The sequence below is a fragment of the Pseudacidovorax sp. 1753 genome (assembly GCF_040544975.1).
GTDB lineage: Bacteria > Pseudomonadota > Gammaproteobacteria > Burkholderiales > Burkholderiaceae_C > Xenophilus.
In genome coordinates, this window is sequence record NZ_JBEPKY010000011.1 from 146638 (window position 1) to 169076 (window position 22439).

Below are 22439 nucleotides of genomic sequence, written 5' to 3' on the forward strand. Positions count from 1 at the left end.
TCACAGCGCCAGCACTTCGTCCTCCCAGAAGTCGAAGGATTGCGCCTGCACCGTCGCGGTGCCTGCGGCATCGGGCTGCGCCGCCGCGGTGCCCAGCACATGCGACTGCGCCAGCGCGGTGCCCAGCGCGCCAGTTGCGTCGCCCGCGTCCAGTTGGGCCACAGCCACGGCGACGCTGCCGCCGGCCAGCCCGTCCAGGTAGGCCTGCGTCGCGCTGTCCGCGTCGGCCGGGGCCAGCGACAGCGTCGGCGACAGCGAGACGGCCGCCAGGCTGCTGGCCGAGAAGGCCTGTCGCAGCGGCGTGTCCAGCTGCAACGCGAAGGCACCCAGCGGGCCCGCCTCGGCCGGGTCCATTGGCGAGGTCGTGCGCACGGGCTGGCCCACCGCCAGCAGCTGGCGGTAGCTCTGGCCGCCAGCCAGCAGGTTGAAGGCCGAGACACTGCCGTCGCTGTCGCGCACCACCAGGCCGTCGGGCGCGTCCACGTCGATGCGGCTGGCCTGCACCACCAGCGCGGGCAGCGTGGGCTGGCCGCCCTGCATCAGCGAGCCGCGGCCGCGCATGACGAAGTCGCCCGCCACCACGTTGACGGCGCCGCCCGCGGACGCCGCACGCACGGTGCCGCGGCTGCTGCTGACGGCCACCACGCCGGTGCCGGCATCGACCCGGCCCAGCACCACGTCGCCGCCGGCCGCGAAGGCCGCGCCCGCTCCGTGCAGCACCAGGGCCGTCGCCGCCTCCATGCGGATGGCGCCGGTGGCATCGACCTGGAACACGCCGGTGATGTCCAGCGCGCCGGCCCCGCGCAGGCTGACGTCGCGGCCGTGCACGCTGAGCTCGCCGGTGGTCAGCAACGACAGGGTCTCCAGCGCCAGCAGCGCATCGCCCGAGGCCGGCACCTCGCCCGCAGCCGCCGACTGGCCGAGGTCCACGCGGGCGAAGCCCTGCAGCGCCTCCAGCGTCTCGCCGCTGATGAGCAGCCCGCCACCAGCGCCGGCCGCGCTGCCGGCGCTGTCCACGCGGATGCCGCCGCCCGCCGTGGCGGTGGTCAGCGTCGCGGTGGCATCGCCGGCGCCGTGCACGATGCCGTCGAAGCGCAGGCTGTCGGCGGCGATCAGCAGGTCGCCGCCGGTGCCCACGTCCACGTCGGCCAGCGCCACCGAGGCGGCGCCCACGATGCGCAGCGTGCCGCCATCGAGCGTCACGGCCTCCTTGAAGGCCACGCTGCCCGTGGCCTCAACCACGAGTTCGCCCGACACGTGCACCGAGCGCTCGAACACCACGTCGGCCGCATCGCTCACGCGCAGCACATCCAGCGGCGTGCTCTGGCCGACCGGGCCGGTCACGCTCACCGAGCCGCCCGAGGCCGCCAGGATCAGCGAATCGGCCGCGCCGCCCTGGCCGTCCACCGCCCGGTGCAGCACGATGTCGCCGGCACCGCCCACGCCCGACTCCAGGTGCACCTCGCCGGCCACGACCAGCAGGTCGTCGACGTCGATGCCGCCCTGCACCAGGATGCTGGCGTCCTTCGCCGTCGTGCCCGCGCCCGAGCCCTGCACCGCCAGCGAGGCGGCCGAGATGGCGCCCTGCAGCAGCGTCTGGCCACCGTTGCCCGTGGTCTGCAGCACCAGCGCGTCGGCCAGGTGCACCGCCTCGTCGCGGCCAGAGATCTGCACCTGCTGGCCGGCGGCGTCGCTGCCGATCACGATGCGCGAGAAGCCCGGCACCAGGAAGGACAGGTCGTCCACGCCCAGGTAGAGCGCGTCGGGCTGGGCCGCGTGCAGGCCGGCGTCGCCGATGGCGATGGCATGGCCCGCGCTCGCGCCGTGGATGGCCAGCACGCCGCCCGCGCTGGCGATGGCCGCCGACAGCTCCATGCGGTCGGCCGCCAGCGTCACGTTGCCGCCGCCGCCTGCGACGCTGCGCGTCACGCGCAGCTCGCCCGCATCGGACTGCAGCAGGATGCCTGCACTGGCCGTCAGCGCGGCCGCGTCGATGTCGCCCGAGGCCTGCAGCGTGATCGCGCCGGTGGCGGCCACGATGTCGCCGCCCGCCGCGCCGGCGATGCCACCGCCGCTGGTCAGGATGCGCACCGCGCCGCCACCCACGGCGGCGATGGCGCCATCGCCCGCGGACGACTGGCCGTCGGTGAGCCGCACATCGCCATGCGCCGTCAGCACCACGTCGCCGCCCGCGCTGGTGCGCAGGTCGGACTGGGCCAGGCCCAGCACCGTGGTGGCGCCGGCCGCGTCCACGCGCCGCACCGAGACGCCGACCTCGCCCACGGTCAGGCCGTCGGCCTCGTCCAGATGCAGGCCGCCGGCACCCGCGCGGGCGCTGAGCGTGCCGACCTCGATGGCGAAGACGTCGTCGGCCCGGCCCACGGACTGGGCCTGCAGCGCCAGGCCCGCGGCCTGCACGTGCACGCCCGCATCGCCGTTGTCCAGCACCGCGCCCTGGTCGGACAGCAGGGCCACCTGGCCGGCCGTCTGGATGCGGGCGATGCGCAGGTCGCCCTGCGCCTGCACGCGGATGTCCGCGGCACCCTGCAGCAGGCTGCCGGCGCCCATGGCGATGCCGCCGGCGCTGGCACGCAGGTCCAGCGTGCCGCTGCCGCCGGTGACCACGGTGACGCCCGCGCCTGTGCGCAGGTCGCCGGCGGCCAGCAGGCTGACGGCGCCGCCGTCGCTGCGCACGTCCGACAGCAGCGCCAGTTCGCCCGCCGCCTGCAGGCGCATCACGCCCTGGGCGCTGCGGGCGCCGGCGCTGCCGGCCTCCAGCGTCAGGTCGCCGCTGCCGTTGCCCAGCACGACGGCGCCGCTGCCGGTGGCCTGCAAGCCATCGGCCGTGGCCGCCCCCAGGGCGGTGGCCGTGCCGCCGGCCGCCACGCGCGAGACGGTGACGCCGACCGGGCCGGCCGCCAGGCCGTCGCGCTCCTGCACGAACAGGCCACCGTCGCCGGCCGTGGCGGCCAGGCGCTGCACCTGCGTGTCGATGGCGCGCGCCGCGCTGCCGATGGCCTGGCCGGCCGACAGCAGCAGGGCCCGGGCCTGCACCGTGGCCTGCGCCCCGTTGCCGCCGTCGACCAGGCTGCCGCCGGCGATCGCCGCCACGTCGGCGTCGGTCACGATGCGGCCCAGCGTCAGCTGCTGCCCGGCCGCCACGCGGATGTTGGCCTGCGCGCTCAGCACGCTGTCGGCCGACTGCGTCAGGTTGCCGCCCGCGTCCACGTCCACCGTGCCGGCGCCGCCCGTGCGGATATCCGCCCCGGCGTCGAAGCCGATGGCGCCACCCGCACGCAGGCTGATCGCGCCGCTCGTGCTCAGCACGTCGGCCTGCACCGTCACGTTGCCCGTCAGCGCCTGCACCAGCACGTTGCCGCTGCCATGGGCCGACACGCTCGCGCCCGCGCCGTTGGCCGTGCCGTCGCCCAGCACCAGGTCGCCCGTCGTGCTCTGCAGCACCACCGCGCCGTTGCCGCCCAGCGTGCGCAGGTCCGACTGCGCCGCATCGGCCACCACCGTCGTGGTGCCATCGGCGCCCACGCGGTTGATGCTGGCCGCCACGTCGCCCACGGTCAGGCCGTCGGCCTCCAGCAGGTAGACGCCGCCATTGCCGGCGCTCGCGCTCAGCGTGGTGACCTTCGTCTCCAGCGCGTTGGTGGCGCTGCCGATGGCCGTGCCCGCCTGCAGACGCAGGCTGGCCGCCTCGATGTTGACCGTGCTGTCGCCCGCCGCGTCCGCATCCACGATGGCCGTGCCGGCCACGATGGAGACCGTGCCGCCGGTCGTGATGCGGCCGATGGTGGCCGTGGTGCCCGCGTTCACGCGCACCGTGCCCGTGCCGCTGGTCAGCAGGCTGCCGGCGTTCATCGCCAGGGCACCTGCCGCATCCACGTCCACCGTGCCGGCGCCGCCCGTGCGGATATCCGCCCCGGCGTCGAAGCCGATGGCGCCACCCGCGCGCACGCTGATCGCACCGCTGCCGCTCAGCACGTCGGCCTGCACCGTCACGTTGCCCGCCAGCGCCTGCACCAGCACGTTGCCGCTGCCGTGGGCCGACACGCTCGCGCCCGCGCCGTTGGCCGTGCCGTCGCCCAGCACCAGGTCGCCCGTCGTGCTCTGCAGCACCACCGCGCCGTTGCCGCCCAGCGTGCGCAGGTCCGACTGCGCCGCATCGGCCACCACCGTCGTGGTGCCGTCGGCGCCCACGCGGTTGATGCTGGCCGACACGTCGCCCACCGTCAGGCCGTCGGCCTCCAGCACGAACAGGCCGCCGTTGCCGGCGCTCGCACTCAGCGTGGTGACCTTGGTCTCCAGCGCGTTGGTGGCGCTGCCGATGGCCGTGCCCGCCTGCAGGCGCAGGCTTCCTGCCTCGATGTTGACCGTGCTGTCGCCCGCCGCGTCCGCATCCACGATGGCCGTGCCGGCCACGAGGGAGACGGTGCCGCCGGTCGTGATGCGGCCGATGGTGGCCGTGGTGCCCGCGTTCACGCGCACCGTGCCCGTGCCGCTGGTCAGCAGGCTGCCGGCGTTCATCGCCAGGGCGCCCGCCGCGTCCACGTCCACCGTGCCGGCGCCGCCCGTGCGGAGGTCCGCCCCGGCGTCGAAGCCGATGGCGCCGCCCGCACGCAGGCTGATCGCGCCACTCGTGCTCAGCACGTCGGCCTGCACCGTCACGTTGCCGGCCAGTGCCTGCACCAGCACGTTGCCGCTGCCGTGGGCCGACACGCTCGCGCCCGCGCCGTTGGCCGTGCCGTCGCCCAGCACCAGGTCGCCGGTCGTGCTCTGCAGCACCACCGCGCCGTTGCCGCCCAGCGTGCGCAGGTCCGACTGCGCCGCATCGGCCACCACCGTCGTGGTGCCGTCGGCGCCCACGCGGTTGATGCTGGCCGACACGTCGCCCACCGTCAGGCCGTCGGCCTCCAGCACGAACAGGCCGCCGTTGCCGGCGCTCGCGCTGAGCGTGCTCACCTTGGTCTCCAGCGCGTTGGCCGCGCTGCCGATGGTGGTACCCGCCTGCAGGCGCAGGCTGGCCGCCTCGATGTTGACCGTGCTGTCGCCCGCCGCGTCCGCATCCACGATGGCCGTGCCGGCCACGAGGGAGACGGTGCCGCCGGTCGTGATGCGGCCGATGGTGGCCGTGGTGCCCGCGTTCACGCGCACCGTGCCCGTGCCGCTGGTCAGCAGGCTGCCGGCGTTCATCGCCAGGGCACCCGCCGCGTCCACGTCCACCGTGCCGGCGCCGCCCGTGCGGATGTCCGCCCCGGCGTCGAAGCCGATGGCGCCGCCCGCACGCAGGCTGATCGCACCGCTGGCGCTCAGCACGTCGGCATTGGCCGCGGCGCTGATCGCCCCGCCGCTCTGCAGCAGCACATTGCCGCTGCCGTTCGCCGAGACGGCCGCACCGTCCAGCGAGCCGGGCTGGCCGTCGGTCAGCGTCAGCGTGCCGCTGCCGCCGGTGCGCAGCACGATGCTGCCGTTGCCGCCGGTGGTGCGCAGGTCCGACTGGGCCGCGTCCACGGTGGCGGCGTCCAGCGTGCCGGCCGCATTCACCTTCTGCACCGCCACCGAGACGGTGGTCACGGTCACGCCGTCGGCCTCGCTCAGGAACAGGCCGCCGCCGGCCGCCTGGGCACTGAGGTTGACGGTGGCCGTCTCCAGGTGGTTGCCCGCGGCGCCGATGCCGGTGCCGGCCGCCAGGCGCAGGCCGCCCGAGACATTGCCGGTGGTGATGTTGACGCTGCTGTCGCCGTCCGCGTCGGCATCGAGGATGCTGCCCGCGGTGGCGGTGACCGAGACGCCGCCGGTGGCCGAGGTGAGCGCGATCACGCCCACCACCACGTCCTGCGCCGCGAGCAGGCGCACCGTGCCGCCGGCCGTGATGGTGTTGCCGGCCGCCTGGACGATGCTGCCCAGGGCCGATTCCACGTCCACGCCGCCCACCAGGCCGGTGGCGATGCCCACCGCGCCGTTGAAGCGCACGCCCGTCTGGCCCAGCACCGTGACGAAGCCGCCGGTGCTGCCGCTGGTGGTGATGGCCGCGTCGGCGATCACCCGGCCCGCCAGCGCCTCGATGCGCACATGGCCGCCCGCGCCGCTGCCGTTGCCGGCCGCCACGGCCACGCCGTCGGCGTTGCCGCCGTCGCCGAGCACGAGGTCGCCGGTGGTGCTGCGCAGCACCACGCCGGTGTTGCCGGTGGTGACGATGTCGGACTGCGCGGCATCGGCCAGGGCCGAGAGGCTGCCGTCCGCCGCCACGCGCTGCACGCTCGCCGCCACCGCGCCGACGGCCAGGCCGTCGGATTCGAGCAGGAACATGCCCGTGGCCCCGGCGCGCGCCGAGAGCGTGGCCACCGTGGTCTCCAGCGCGTTGGCGCCGGTGCCGATGCTGCCGCCCGCATCCAGCCGCAGGCCCGCGGCCTGGATGTTGACCGTGCTGTCGCCCGCGGCGTCGGCGTCGAGGATCGCGCCGCCCGCCGTCACCGACACATTGCCGGTGGTGCCGACGCGCGCCAGGGTGGCCGCACCACCCGCCTGCAGGCGGATGTCGCCGCTGCCGGTGGCGAAGCTGCTGCCCACCGCCTGCGTCAGCGCGCCGCTGCCGGCCTGCACGTCCAGGCTGCCGGCGCCGCTGCTGCGGATGTCGGCATTGGCCGTGACCGCGGTGCCGGCCCGCACGCTGATCGCGCCGCCCTGCGACACCACCGCCCCGTCGAGGGTGATGGCGCCGGCCAGGGCCTGCAGCAGCACCGGGCCGCTGCCGGCGCTCACGCCGCCGCTGCCAGCCGTGCCGGCGCGCAGCACCAGGTCGCCGGTGGCGCTGGTGAGCACGATGGCGCCAACGCCAGTGGCGGCCAGGTCCTCCTGCGCCGCGCTCTGGGTGGCCACGGCACTGCCGTCGGCCTGCACACGCTGCACGTCCACCGTGACGGCATCCACCGCCAGGCCATCGCTTTCGGCGATGAACAGGCCGCCCGCACCGGCGCTCGCGCTCAGCGTGGCGACGGTGGTCTCCAGCGCGTTGGCGCCGCTGCCGATGGCCGTGCCCGCGTCGAGGCGCAGGGCGCTGGCGCGCACGTCCACGTCGGTGTCGCCGGCCGCGTCGCCGTCGACGATGCGGCCCGACGCGCTCAGCGCCACGCGGCCGCTGCCGGCGTCCACCGACTCCAGCGTCAGGTCGCCGCCCAGCGCACTCAGCAGCACGTTGCCGTCCACCGTCGCGATGGTGCCGCTGCCCTGCGCCTGCACCAGGTCGCGGCCGGCGGTGGCGCCGACCGTGGCGCCGCCGCCCAGCGTGGCGACAGCGGCGTTCTGCCGCAGGTCCTGCGCGGCGGCCAGCGTGATGTGGCCGGCCGTGGCCGTGAGGGCCGCGTCGATCACCAGGTCGGCCCCGGTGCCGCCGGCCTGCAGCCGCAGGTTGCCGCCGGCAGTGCCGGCCGTCCGCACGGTGAGCGTGCCCGCCGCGGTGCCCAGCACCAGCGCGCCGCCCGCCGTGAAGGCCGCCTGCGCGACATCGGCGCGCGACGCGGTGCTGCCACCGTCGAGCCCGACGCGCACCACCGCGATCTCGCCGACCGCGCCCACGGTCAGGGCCGTGGATTCGGCGACGAAGAGGCCGGCGCCGGCCGAGGCGCTCAGCACCGCCGCTTCCGTCTCCAGCGCATTGGCGCCGCTGCCGATGGCGCCGCCCGCCGACAGGCGCAGCTGGGAGGCCTGCACGTCGACGGCGCCCGCCGTGGCCTCGCTGGCGTTGTCCAGGATCGCGCCGCCGGCCACCAGGCTCACGGCGCCCCAGCCGGACTGGCCGGCCAGGCTGCCGGCTGCACGGTCGGCCGCGGTGCGCGCATCGACCAGGCCGACCGTCAGGTCGCCGGTGGTCGCTTCCACGCGGATGTTGCCGCCGCCGGTGCGCAGCACGCTGCCGTCGGCGGTGGCGACGCTGCCCTGCGCCTGCAGGTCCAGCGTGCCGCTGCCGCCGGTGGAAAGCACCACGCCCGCCGACACGGCGAGGCTGCCGCCGGTCGAAAGCACGCTCACGCTGCCGCTGTCCGAGCCCACGCCCGCCGCGAGGGTCACGTCGCCCGCGGCCTGCAGCCGCACGGCGCCGCTGGCCGCGCCCACGCCCGCGGTGCCGGCCGTGCCGGCGCCCACGGTCAGGCTGCCCGCCTGCACCTGCAGCACGATGGCGCCCGCGCCGGTGGCCGAGAGGTCCTCCTGCGCGGTGCCGGCCACGGTGCCGGCCAGCCCGGTGGCGGCAACGCGGCTCGCGTCGACCGTCACGCTGCCCACCACCAGGCCGTCGGCCTCGCTGACGAACAGCCCGCCCGCACCCGCCGCGGCACTGAGCGTGCCCACCGAGGTGTCGAGCGAATTGCCACCGCTGCCAATGGCCGTGCCGGCCGTCAGGCGCAGCGCCGTGGCGCTCACGTCCAGGTCGCTGCCGCCATCCACGTCCAGGATGCTGCCGGCCGTGGCCGCGATGGCCACGCTGCCGCTGCCGGCGTCGACCAACTCCAGCCCCACGTCGCGCGCCGCGGTGAAGACCACGTTGCCGCCCGCCGTGCGGGTCTGGCCGCTGCCGGCCGTCTGCAGCAGGTCGCGTCCGGCGACCTGCTCCACGCTGGCGCCAGTGCCGCTGCTGGCCACCGTGGCCGCCTGCAGCAGGTCGCGCCCGGCGATCAGGCTGGCCGCGCCGCCCGCACCGATGCGGGCATTGAGCGCGAGGTCGGTGCCGGCCTCCAGCCGCAGGGTGCCCGCGGCGTCGATGCCGCGGTCGTTGGCCGTGCCCTCGTCCACGGTCAGGCTGCCCGCGGCCGTGAGCACCACGCTGCCGCCGCTGACCACATCGGAGATGCGGCCGGCGGAGGTGCCGGTGCTGACGCCGTCCACGGCCACCCGGTTCACCACGATGACGCTCATGTTGTCCACCGTGAGGTCGCTGGCGTCCGCCACGAACACGCCGCCCGTGCCGGTGGCCGCGGCGCCCATCACGGCCGCCTCGATCTCCAGCGCGTTGCTGCCGCTGCCGATGCCGTTGCCTGCGGCACTGCCCGCCAGCAGGCGCAGGTTGCGCGCATACACGTCCACCGACGGCACGGTCTCGCCCTCGTCGTCGAGGATGGAGGCGCCCGCCTGCACGCTCACCGAGCCCCAGCCGGACTGGCCGCTCAGACTGCCGGCCGTGCGGTCGGCAGCGCTGCGCGCGTCCAGCAGGCCCAGCGTGGCCGAGCCGGTGGTGGCCATCACCTGGATGTTGCCGCCGTCGGTCTGGGCCACGGCACCCGCCCCCATGGTGAAGCTGGTGCCGGCCAGCACGGCGATGTGGCCGCCGCCCGTGGTCAGGGCAATGCCCGCGGCCTGGGCGATGGCGCCGCCCGCGCTCAGCGTCAGGTCGCCGCTGCCGGAGCCCACGGCCGCGCGGATCTGCAGGCTGCCCGGCGTGGCGCCGGTCCAGGCATTGGCGAGCAGCACGTTGCCGCTGCCGCCGGCCGTCACGGCCGCGTCCACGATCAGGTCGCCGGCTCGGGACAGGCCGTTGGTCACCACGATGGCGCCGCCGTCGCCGCTGAGCAGGCCCACCAGGGTACTGCCGCTGGCGGACGAGACGCTGCTGCCGTCGGCGCCGATGCGGTTGACCGCCACGGCCGCCACGCTGCCGATCGTCAGGCCGTTCTCCTCGCCCACGAAGAGCCCGCCGCCGCCCGCGCTGGCGGCCAGGGTGCTCACCGAGGTCTCGATGCGGTTGGCCGCCGTGCCGATGCTGCCGCCCGCCACCAGGCGCACCGCGCCCGCCGTCAGGTTGACCAACTGCGGCGAGGCGCCGTCGGCATCCGCGTCCAGGATCGAGCCCGAGGCGCCGATGGCGATCAGGCCCGCGCTGCTGCTGCCGGTGCCCACGGTGCCGATCACCGCGTCGCCGCCGGCGGCATCGATGCGGATGTTGCCGCCCGCGCTCAGCACGCGGGCCGCGGCGTCCAGCGCGATGCCGGCGTCGGCCGCCAGCTCCACGGTGGCGCCGCTGCCCAGGGCCTGCGCCTTGAAGGCGCTGCTGCCGACGATGCCGTCGGCCGACAGCAGCGAGAGGCTGCCGCCACCGGCGGCGCTCACGTCGGCACGCAGCTCCAGCGTGGCATCGGTGCCTTCGGCCGCCTCGCCGCTGCGCAGGCGGATGTGGCCGCTGCCAGTCTGGCGCACCGTGCCTTCCACCACCAGCCGTCCGTCGGTGGTCTGGATCACGATGGCACCGCTGCCGGCGTTGTCGATGGCGGTCATGCCCGAGGCCACCAGGCGCAAGGCCGTGGCCTCCTGCACGTACACGCCGCCCGTGGCGCCGTTGGTGGCGCTCAGCTGGGCCACGCGGGTCTGCAGCGCGGCCGAGGCGGCGCCGATGCCGGCCGCGGCGCTCATGCGCAGCGCGGCGGTGTCGCCGTCGATGTTGGGCCCGTCGCCGCTCAGGTTGTCGCGGATCGCGCCGCCGGTGGCCGTGAGCGTCACCAGCCCGCCCGCCAGGATGCGGCTGAGCGAGAGGTCGCCGCTGTCGGCGGTCAGCGTCACGGCGCCGGTGTTGCCGGCGTTGAGCGAGCCGATGGTCGTGCCGTCGGCCATGGCGATGCCGGCACTGGCGCGCACGTCCACCAGGCCGCCGGCGGCGGCGATGTCGCCGCCCAGCGAGGCGCTGCCGCCATTGGCGCGCAGCGTCACGCTGCCGCCGGTGGTGGCGATGCGCCCGTCGTGCGTGGTGTCGTCCAGCAGCACGATGCCGCCGCTGGCCGTGAGCGACACGGCGCCGGTGGTGCTGGCGATGGCCTGGTGCACCACCAGGCTGCCGCCGTCGGCTGTCAGCGACACGCTGCCGCTGCCGGCCTGCAGCACGCCGGTGCCCAAAGCCGCCACCGTGAGCTGGCCGGCCGTGGTGGCCACGCCGATGTTGCCGCTGGCGCCCGCCTGCGTCTGGGCCACGCCCAGCACCGTGAGGTCGCCGCCGGCCGCGGTCTCGCGGATGGTGATGTCGCCCAGGGTGCCCGTGTGCGTGGCGCTGACGCTGTCGAGCTGGGTGGCGCCCAGGTTGATGCCCGAGGCCGCGGTCACCGTCAGGTGGCCGCCGATCAGCGCCTCGCCCGTGGCGCCGTCGGTGGCGGCGTCGAACTGCTGCACCGAGCCCGTGGCCGAGTACAGGACGATGTCCTGCACGCCGGCGGCGGTGCGCGCCTCCATGGTGTTGCCGATGCGGATGTTGCCGATCGCGTCGAGCTTGACCGTGCCTTCCACCAGCAGCGTCTGGTTGGCGAGGTTGGCATCCTCCACCGTGATGTTCTGGCCGTAGACCTCCAGGTTGTCGCGCAGCAGCGGCTGGCCCGCCGTGGTCAGCGCCGCGATGCGCACGGTGCCGGTGCCAGTGGCCTGGCCGGTGCTGCTGTCGTAGCCGCCGATCACGATGGTGCTGAAGCCGTCGGCCAGCTTGCGCACCTCCTGGTCGTTGATGTTGAGCGTGGCGTTGGTCACGCTGTTGATCGGCGAACCCACCTCGATGTTGAGGCTGGTGGTGGTGGGCCGCAGCCAGAGCGTGCCGGTGCCCACGATGGACTCGTCGCCGCCCTGGAAGTCGATCTCGTCGCCCTGCAGCACGATGTCGCCACCGCCCTGCACCACCACGCCGCCCTTGAAGATCACCTGGCTCGCGCCCTGGATCACCAGCTTGCCCGAGGTGAGCACCACGTCGCTGTAGAAGGTGACCACGCCGCTGGCGGTGATCTGCAGGTCGCCGTTGACGGTGACCGGGCCGTAGAAGGTGACGTTGTTGGGCAGGTTGACCTCGCTGCCCACCGTCACGCCGCCGATGGTCAGGCCTTCGAGCGCATCGTCGCCGCCCACGGTGCCGCTGATGACGATGTTGTCGGCCGCCTCCAGGCGCAGGTAGTCGGGCGTGGCGTCCTGGTTGCCGTTGAGCATGTGCGAGGGCAGGCTGCCCAGCTGCAGGCTGCCCGTGCCGTCGGTGCCGGCGCGCAGGGTGATCGGCGCGCTGGCGGTGCCGCCGTTGATGCGCACCGAGTCGTTGATGGTGATGTCCGAGTCCGAGGACGCGTTGGCCGAGACCGTGGTGGTGTTACCCGAGCCGCTGATGGTCAGCGAGGCGTCGTGCGTCAGCACCAGCTCCTGGTTGATGTAGACCTCGCCGCCCAGGTTGGGGTTGAGGATGACCAGGTCGTCCTTGACCTGGATCGTGCCGCCGGACACGCCCTCGCCGCCCAGGTAGACCTTGAGCGCGGTGTCGGTGCCGCCGATGACGATCTGGCCGAAGCCGTCCTGCAGGTGCGACAGCGAGTCGTTGTTCAGCTGCATGCCGCCGCCGGTGCTGCCGGCATCGCCCAGCACCACGGTGCCGGTCGGGTCCGAGGGCTTGAAGGTGAGCGTGGCCCCGGCGCTGCGCACGTCGGCGGCGATGCTCACCTGGTCGGAGCGGATGGTGATGTCCTGCCCGCCCGCGTCCACGTCGCTCACGAACTTCTGCTCGCCCTGCAGCGCCGCCACGTCGGTCTGGCCGCCGCGCGAGCCGGCCGCCGCGGCGTCCGAGTGCACGACGATGGAGCCGGTGGCGAACACCACCACGTCCTGCCGGCTGGTGCTGGAGACGGTAAGCGACTGCGCGTCCACCACGATGGCCTGCGGGCTGAAGGTGAAGTCCTCGTAGCGCTGGCCCACCGAGCCCTTGGCCGTGATGGTGATGCCGCCGCCGGCGGCCGACAGCATGGGGCCGCCGGCGCTGCGCAGCACCGTGCCGTTGGCCGCGTGCGAGGCGGCGTTGTAGTCCTCCAGGTTCGCCACGGTGATCAGGCCGGTGGCCTGGTCCATGGTGAACTTGTTGCGCGAGAGCATCCAGTCGATGTCGGCGTCGAAGCCGCTGCCGTCGCGCAGCCAGCCCAGCGCGGCGCTGTCGTTGACCACCGACCCGGTGATCGCACGCACCCCGATGTTGCCGCTGCCGCCGGCCTTGACGGTGGCGCCCAGCGAGATGTCGCCGCCCTCGGCCGTGAGGGCGATGCTGCCGCCCGTGGTGTCGACCGCCTGGCCGATGTGCAGGCTGCCGCCCGCATACAGCGCCAGGTCGCCGCCGGCGCTGTGCACGCCGGTGCCGTCCGCCAGCACGTCGATGTCGCCATGGCGCGCCAGGATCGAGACGCGGCCCGCGGCCTGCTGGTCCACGCCCACCAGCTGCAGGCCGTCCACCTCCTCGATGAACACGTCGCCGTGGCCGGTGTTGACGAAGTCCAGCGCCCGCACCTGCACCTCCAGCGCATTGCCGTCCTCGCCGATGCCGCCGCTGGAGCGGATGTACAGCAGCGCGTCGGCCGCGATGACGTCGGTGCTGCCCTCGGCCACATCCAGCACGCCGCCGGCCACGATGCGCAGCTCGCCGTCGTGGGTGGTGCGCAGCTTGCCCAGCAGGATGGCGCCGCCCGCATCGAGCGAGATGGCGCCGCTGCCGGCATTGACGGTGGTGTCGCCTTCCATCGACAGGCTGCCGGTGCCGGCGTCCAGCGTCACCGCGCCCGACACGCTGGTGATGTCGCCCTGGCCGCTCATGGCCAGGCCGCCCTGGCCGCGTACCGTCACGTCGCCCGAGGCGCTGGACAGCGCCTGGTTCAGCGTCAGCACGCCGGCCGTGGTGACCAGCGAGATGCCGGCGCTGCCGGTGGTGGCGATGGCGCCGTCGACGGTCATGGCGCCGCCGGACTGCAGATGCACCGCGGCATGGCTGGTGCTCAGCGCCTGGGTGACGGTCATGCCGTCCTTCTCGTAGATGTCGATGGCCGAGCCGGCGGTCACCGTCAGCGTGTCGGCCTCGATGGTGCCGACCACCGCGCCGTTGACCAGCCGGCCCGCCGACACCGCGCCGGCCGCCGTCAGCGTCACCGCGCCGGCCGAGGCCATGCTGTCGATGGCGATGGCGCCGGTGCGCGAGGTGATGCTCACGTCGCCCGCGGTGCCGGTGATGGCACCGATGCGCACGTCGCCGTCGGCCACGATGGTGATGTTGCCGCCGGCCATCTGGATGCCGGTGATCTCCAGCGCACCGGTCTGGATCACCGTGAGGTTGCCGTCGCCGGTCATGGTGACCTGCAGCGTGCCGACCTCGGTGGTGAGCGTCAGGTCGTGGCCGGCCGACACCGTGAGCGCGCCCGCGCTGAGCGTGCCGCCCAGCGTGAGCGAGGCGCCGGCGCTGAGCGTGACCGTGCCGCCGCTGCCCACGTCGATGTCGGAGACGACCACCAGGTCGCGGCCCGCGCCGAGCGTGAGGTTGTCGCCGTCGTAGGTGGGCAGGTTGACCACCGTCAGGCTGCCGCTGACCAGCAGGCTGGCATCTCCGGCACTGCGGTCGGGGACGATCAGCACATAGTCGCCGCTCTTGGTGAGCGCCTGGGTGGCGGCGGCATCGCGCACGCTGCCCTTGAGCTCGAAGGCCGCATTGGCCTGCAGCGCCGTGAGCGTGAGAGTGCTGCCCTGCACGCTGGCAGAGACCACGCCGTCCTGCTCGATGCGCTGCTCCAGCGCGCCCAGCACCGAGGCCCAGTCGGCCGTGACGGCCTGGCCGCCCACGGTGTCGCCCACATGCACGGTGTAGCTGCGCGCGCCCACCTGCACGGTGTAGTCCACGCCCGCCTGCGGCGTGCCGCTGAAGCTGAGGCGGCTGGCCTGCGTGGCGTCCTGGCCGGCTGCGGCCAGCACGCTGCCCGCGTCGATCACGCCGCCGGCCACCGCCGTCTGCGACAGGCGCTGCACCGTCACGTCATCGACGGTGAAGGCCTGGTTGGCATCGTTGGCCGTCAGCACCAGCTGGCGCGTGGCGGCATCGAAGCCCACGTCCAGCAGCGCATGGCCGCCGTCCACCTCGCCCGCCTCGATGGCGGTGGCCAGGGCGCCCAGCACCGAGGCCCAGCTGGCGGTCACGCCGCCGCTGCCCACGGTGGCGCTGTAAGCGTGGCCGTTGATCTGCACCGTGAAGACGCTGCCCGTGGCCAGCGTGTAGCCGGCCGTCGCCGGATCGGCGAAGACCACATGGCTCTTCTGCTGCACCTGCGTGCCCGCGTCCATGTCGGTGTCGAAGGTGGCGGCAACCGCGCCCGCCTGGCCCAGGGCCGCGGTGCCGAAGGCGTCGTTGACCACCTCGGCCGCGAGGCCGACCACGCTGCGCTGCGCCACGCTGGCGCCGAAGCTGGTGGAGGCGGAGGCGATGGTCGAGGTGCTGAGCACCGTCAGCAGGCCGCCGGCGCCCGATTGCGGATCGGCGAAGTCGCTGCTGACCTTGTAGCCGCCGTCCTGGATCAGCGTCAGCAGCTGGGCCGTGACGGCCTGGGCGCTGTCGCCGTCCTGCGCGGTGTAGCTGTAGGCCGTGCCGTCGAGCGTGATGGTGTAGGCCGTGCCGGCCGCGACCGTCAGGCTGCGCAGGTCGAGCACGCGGCCGTCGTAGGCCGTGGCGTCGATGGCCTCGCCGCGCTCGATCTGAGCCGCCAGCGCCGTGCGCAGCGAAGCCCAGTCGGTCACGCTCGCCACCGTGGCGGTGGCGCCGTAGCTGGCATGGGCGTCGACCGCCGCCGCCAGCCCCTGCACCACGGCCGCCAGGCCGTCGCCGCTGGCCGCGGTGTAGCTGAAGCTCTGGCCGCCCACGGTGAACACGTAGCGCCAGCCCTGCTGCACCTGCAGGCTGCTCAGGTCGAAGTGGCGGCCGCCCTCGGTGGTGCCGTCCTGCAGCAGGCCCGCCTGGCCGGCCTGCACGCTCTGCATCGAGCTGCCGCCGACCTGGGTGGCCGCGAGCGTGGCGCCCGCGCTGAAGGTGATGACGGTGCCCGAGGCCTGGGCCGCGATGGTGGCGTCGGCATCGGCCAGCGCCGCCAGCTTGCCGGCGATGCTGGCGCGGGTGTCGCCGTCGGCGGCGATCACGTCGAAGCGCTTGCCGTCGGCCACCGTGAGCGTGTAGTGCGCGCCCGCGACGATGCCGGACAGGCCCGTCAGGTCGACCGTGACGTCGTTGCCCGAGGCGGTGCCGCTGGCCGTGCCCAGGCGGCTGTCGGCCTGCAGCGCCAGCACGTCCAGGCTGCCGCTGCCGTTGCCCAGGCCGGTGACGTCGATGAAGGCATTGGTGCCCAGGCGCACGAGGTAGTCGTGCCCGTCCAGGGTGAGGCCGTAGAGCTTGCCGGACTGCGGCGCGGTGCCGCTGTCGAACAGCACGTTGGTGTGCTGCGCCTGGTCGAAGCCCGGCGCCACGTCGCCGGCGCCGGTGTCGAGGCTGCTGCCGTCCTTGGCCACGCCGCCGGTGACGGCATCGAGCGTGGGCAGCGTCAGCGACACGCCGGCCAGGGTGAAGGGCGTGTTGCCCTGCTCGGCGCTGAGCACCAGCCGCAGGTTGTCCGTATCCACCGTGACGGCGATGGCCTCGCCCTGCTCGATGCGCGTCTTGAGCGCGCCGAGCACCTGGGCGGCGGTGTCGCCCTGGGCCGCAGTCACGCTGTAGGCATGGCCGTTGACGGTGACGGCATAGATCTGCCCCTGCGCCGGCTGCACGCCGAAGGCCAGCGTGCTGACCTGCGCCACCGACACGCCGGCCGGCGTGAGCGTCTGGCCCTGCAGGTTGACGATGGCGCCGCCGGCCTCCAGCAGCGAATGCTCGGTGACGGTGCTCTGCGGGTCGTAGCCGAAGCCGCCGGCCGCGATGGTGCGCACCTCGACGTCGTCGCCATTGCCCTGCTTGCCGGGGTCGGTGAGCTGCGTGATCTGCGCCGCGCCGCGCACCGTCACCTCGTAGCCGTAGAGGTCGGCGGTGCGCTCGTCGTAGGCATCGGTCACCACCGTGGTGGTGCCGTCGGGCTGCAGCGTGGCGACCGACAGGGCCTTCCACTCCTTCACGCCGTGCAGCGCGTCGGCGGTGATGCGGCCGGAGGTCTTCTCGGCGCCCAGGTCGGTCGCGGCCTCCACCAGGTCGACGTACATGACGCCGGCCGCGCGCAGGTCGATGTCGCTGCCGCCGGCGAAGTTGCGCACCTCGCGCAGGTACAGGTCGCCGCCGGCGGCGATGTCGATCAGGCCGTCGCGCGCGCTGGCCAGCTCCACCACCAGGCCGGTGGCCTCGTTGATGCGGATGGCGCCGTGCACGGTCGAGCGCACCTTGAGCGTGTCCACCAGCGTGTTGAGCTGGGCGTCGCCCGCGGTCTGCACTTCCAGGCGGTCGGAGATGAACACCGAGGCGCCGTCGCTCGTGACGGCCTGCGCCGTGAGGCTGAGCACGCCGCCGGGGGTGGCCGCGGCCACGATGCCGCTCTGCACGGCCAGCGTGCCGTCCACGATCAGCGTCACGTTGCGGGCCGGGTCGAAGCCCTGCAGCCCACCGACGAAGCCGCTGAGCGTCAGGTCGTGCTGCACGTGGACGAAGATGTCCTGCCGCGCGCGCAGGTCGAAGCGCAGCGCGGGCAGCTGGTCCACCTGCAGGTTGATGAAGCCCGTCTCCTGCGCCGGCGCGTTGACCGAGGTGCTGCCGCTGGCGTTGACGTCCACCGACTGCTGCACGGCCGTGGCGCCATCGGCGCGCACGATCACCTGCTCGATGGCATCGAGCGCGGCGCTGCCGTCGTAGTGCTGCGCCTTGACGGCGATGGTGCCGCTCAGGTTGACGTTCTGGCCCGCCACCAGTTCCAGGTGGCGGTTGACGCTGAGCGTCACGTCCTTGAGGTTCAGGCTCTCGCCCGTCTGCAGGATCAGCGTGTCGGCGCTGAGCGTGGTGGGCAGCAGCTTGGTGACCGGCTCGCCGCCCGAGGCCTCGGTGCCGAACACGAAGTACTTGCCCGCGCGGTATTCCATCCACTCGGGCGCCTCGAAGAAGCGGTAGAGCTCCACCGTCTGCGCCGCGTCGAAGACCACGCCGCGGCTGTAGGCCAGCGAATCGCCGGCCTTGGGCGTCTTGACGACGACGCTGCCCTGGTGGCTGGTGAGCGACACGGTGTCGCCCGCCATGCGGCCGTCCACGTCCACCAGCAGGCTGCCTTCGCTCTCGATGGCCACGCGCGTGTTGCCGGTGCCGGCGGTCACGCTGCTCAGGGCCTGGACCACGGTGAGGCCGGCGTACTTCTCGCCCACGCCGTCGAAGTCGTGCAGCGCGATGTCGCCACCCGTGGTGGTCGCATCGAGTTCGTTGACGGCGATCTCCAGCCCGGCGATGCCGGTGGCGGCGCGCACCGTCAGGCGCTGCGCCACCACGTCCACCGCCGCGTCGGCGAAGGACTCGGCCACGGCGCCCTGGCGCGAGATCAGCGTCACCAGGCCGGCCGAGCTCAGGCTCTGCTGGGCCTGGCCGTCCACCACCGGCAGGTCGGCCGCGGTGGCGGCATGGACGCCCGCCGAGACATGGCGCACCAGCAGGTCCTGCAGCGCATCCACCTTGACGTCGTTGCCGGCCTTGTTGGTGCGCAGCACCACCTCGACCAGTTCGACCACGCCTTCGCCGGTGAGGGTGAAGCTGCCATCGGCGATCTGCACGTCCTGCACCGTCAGGCGGCGCTCGCCCTGCGCCACAGTGGCGCTGGCGGTGTCCTGCACCGCCAGGCGCAGGCTGTTGACGTTGGTGGCGATGTCCACCGCGCCGGTGCTCGTCAGCACCAGCTCGTCGGCCACCACGCGGGTGTCGTCGTCGTGCCAGACCTGACCCTGGGCGCTGAGCGTGACGTCGCCGCGTGCGTCGTTGCGCACGTCGCCCAGCACCAGGTCGCCCGTCAGGCCGGCGGCACTGAGGGTGGAGAGGCTGATGTCGTTGCGGTCGCTCGTGCCGAGCGTGAGCACGCGGATGGCCTTGAGCAGGCCGGTGTTGCTCACGGTGATGCCGCCGTCGGCGGTCTGGGCGTCCAGCGTCAGCGGGCCGGCGTTGACGAGGTCGATGTTGCCCACGCCGGTGAGCGCCAGTTGCGCCTCGGACACGCGGGTTCCCAGGGTCAGGCCGGTCTCGGCCGAGGCCTCCAGGCGGCGGGCGGCGATGGTGCCCACGGCCACCCAGACCTTGTTCTCGTCGCCCGTGGTGTTCGGCAGCTGCACGAGGTCGCGGCGCTGTTCGATGAAGCCGGCCTGCGCCTGCAGGTGCAGCACGCCCTGCGTGGCGCTGGCCTCCAGCGTCGCATGGTCGAGCACGATGTCGCCGCCGAAGCGGCCCGCGGTGAGCGACAGTCCGCCCTCCGTGGCCTTGAGCACCGTCTGTGCGTCGGCCTCGATGCCGCCGTCGCGCGCCGTTGCGGCGGCGGCCGAGCCGGCCTCCAGGTCGATGCTGCCGGCGGTCACGGCGCCGCTGAGGAAGAGGTCGCGGCCCGCATCCACCGTCACGCTCGCCAGGCTGTCGCCGGCGGCGGCGCCGGCATGGGTGGCGCCGCCCAGCGTCAGGTCCTGCGCGGCCAGCAGCGTCACGGTGGCGCCGCTGCCGGTGCCCAGCAGGGTGGCGTTGTCCGCCACCTCCAGGCTGGTGCCGGCGGCCAGGCTCAGGCTGTGGGCCTGCAGCGTGGTCTGCACGGCCTGGCCCAGCGCATCGGCCACGCCCTGCACCTGCACCAGCGTGCGGGCGCTCACGTCCAGCCGCTCGCTGGCGCTGACCACGCCCGACAGGCGCACCGAGGCACCGGCGTCGATGACGATGTTCTTCGCGCCCAGCGCGGCGGCATCGCCGAAGTTGCCGTAGCTGCTGCCCACCGTCTCGGTGTGCGCCTCGGGGACGAGCTGCGTGACCTTCTGGATGATCGGCACCGACTTCCAGACGGTCACGTCCTTCGGCGTGGTGACCATCACCTCCTTGGTGGTGGTCTGGTAGACCGGCCGGTAGTCATCGATGTCCTGCGCCACCGTGGCCAGCTGGTACTTGAGCTGCACCCGCTGGTCGTAGACGTTCTCGGTCTTGGCCGTCCACTGGTAGGTGTAGTTCCAGTAGTTCTCGTAGCGGTAGCCCCAGACCTTGATGGCCGTGATCTCGTCGTTGTGGCCGCCGAAGTTCTGCTTGCTGCTCGTGAGCTTCTCTTCCCAGCCGCCGTAGTTCTTGTGCTGGAAGACCTGCACCGCATAGGTGGCCGAGCTGAACCGCACGGCCTGGATGTCGTCGTTCCAGTCGTCGCCGCCGCGCGAGCCGTTGTAGTTGCCCACGAGGTTGCTGGTGTCGTTCTTGACCTCCAGCGCATAGCCCACGTAGTTGGCCCACCAGTAGAAGACGGGGCCGGCATAGCCCGACTGGATGCCCGGCGCCACGCCGACCTGCCGCGTGCTGTCGAAGGCCGAGGACTGCAGCACCAGCGAGGCGGTGCCCGAGGCCAGTGTGGCGCGGTAGTCCTCGTTCGCCAGGATGGCGCTGATGCCGAAGGCGGCATTGTTGGCGCGCACCTTGGCGCCCTCGCTGTCGAACCAGGACCACTTGGGCGCGTAGCTGATCGTCGCGTCGTGGTCGTCGGCCATGTCCAGGTACTGGCGGGTGCCGGTGCCGTCCATGTAGCTGACCTTCCAGCGGCCGATGTCATGGTCGAAGTCCAGCGACTGGTTGGACCAGTCGAAGTTGCTGGCCGTTCCCGTGAAGCTGGAGCTGACCTGCGTGTAGAAGACCTTGCTCCTGTCGATGTAGCTGCCCACCAGCTCGCCGCTGTGCGACACCGTGTCCGTCACCCAGTGGCCGCCGGCGTTGCTGCCGTCGGCGCTGGTGTCGCCGTCGAGGTAGAGCGCACTGCCCTGGCTGACCACGCGCAGCACGTCTTCCTGCGCGCCCACGGGCATCAGCACGTACTTGTCGCGCCAGCCGGCCACGTTGACGTAGAAGACCTGCAGCGCGTTGTTCTTCCAGTCCGGCGCCCAGGCCGACTCGGTGGTGTTGCCGTTGAGCGTCTGGTGCGTGACGGCGTTGTCGTAGCCGAAGTCGTACAGCGGCATGTAGCCGAGCGTGTTGAGCACGGCCCAGCGCTGCGCATCGGTGAGCTGCGAGAAGCTCTTGTAGTCCGAGCTCTTGTAGTCGCCGCTGGGTGCGGTGGTCGTGCGGCCGGGGTTCTGCTCGTCGCCGGCGCGCGTCCAGTCGATCACCGGGATGGCCGCCTTGTTGGGCAGCGTGCTCAGCGCCTTCTCCTCGGCCGTGTTGAAGTAGTCCACGCCCTCGATGAAGAACTCGCGGAACTGCTGGTCGGCCGCGGCGGAGGGGTTGTAGTAGCCGGTCTGCGACAGCGTCACGTCCATCGTGTGATAGCTGCTGCCCACCTTGACCAGCTCGGTGCCCACCTGCTCGGTGACCTGCGTCGTCTGCCAGCTCACCTCGGGCACCTGGATGGTGCCGTCGGCCACCTGCTGGTAGCCGGTGACCACGTCCACCGTCTGCTCGGTGGTGGTGTAGCTGGTGACCTCCACGGCCTGCACGGCCTTGAGCTGCTGCGCGGACTTGAGCACCACGTCGCCGCCGGCCTGCACGACCAGCGTGCCCTCGGCATTGACCTTGCCCTGCTCCAGCACCAGGATGTTGCCGCCCGCCAGCTGCGCGCGCGCGATGTCGGATTCCAGCCGCTCGCGGCTCCAGCCCAGGTCCACGCCCGCGTTGAGGTGCACGTCGTGCCGGGAGCCCAGAAAGCCGCCCAGCGTGAGCGAGGTGCCTGCGTTGACCAGCAGCAGGCCATGCTCGGCGTCCTGGTCGACCTGCACGTTGCCGTTGATGACCACCGTGGGCGCCGCCAGGTGCACCAGCGAGCCGGCCTTGACGATGGGCGAGTCGCTGCCCGCCGCGGAGGCGCTGGACAGCACCAGGCGCGTGCGCGCCTGCATGTAGATGGACGAGTCCTCGCCGAAGGCGAAGACATGGCTGCCGGCCGTCATGTTGATGCTGGCGCCGGTGATGGCCACGCTCTCCTGCACCTCGATGTTGCGCATCACGTTGACGTCGCCGGAGGTGGAGGCGATCACCACGTCCTTCACGTGGGCGCGGGTGGGGCTGCTGCCGTCCACGCGTTCGCCGATCACGTGCGAGATGGTGATGCCGTCGGCCGCGCGCACGGTGACCGTGCCGCCCTCGCCGGTGTCGAGCACGCCGCCGGAGATCTGCTTGCCGTCGGCGTCGAGCACCAGGGTGTCGATGAGCACGCCGATGCGCGTGGCGGCGTCGGTGCCGCCTTCGACGCGCACCTGGTCGTCCCCGCGCACCCGGGCCGAGACCACCACCTGCGAGCGCGAGCTCAGGGTGATGTCCGCGCCCTCGCCCTCGGCGACCACGTTGCCGCGCAGGATGAGGTCGCCATCGGCCGAGACCACGATCTGGCCGTCGGCGTCGCCCACGCCCAGCCGGCCGGCCGAGCTCACCGTGAGGCCGTTGCCGGCCGTGTCGGTGCCCGCCAGAACCTGCAGGCTGCCGCTGGCGTAGAGGTGCGCCGCGATCACCATGTCCAGCGCCGCGCGCAGCTGCATCT

Annotated in this window: 1 protein-coding gene (running past one end of the window); it reads right to left on the bottom strand. The window is 73.5% G+C overall.

What is annotated here, in order from left to right; genetic code table 11:
* Positions 1-22439, bottom strand: the 3' portion of a protein-coding gene (locus ABIC63_RS15685) for an LEPR-XLL domain-containing protein (RefSeq protein WP_354320431.1). The gene runs 24589 nt beyond the window's last position; the window shows 22439 of its 47028 coding nt (coding positions 24590-47028); its start codon lies beyond the right edge, outside the window; the stop codon is at positions 1-3.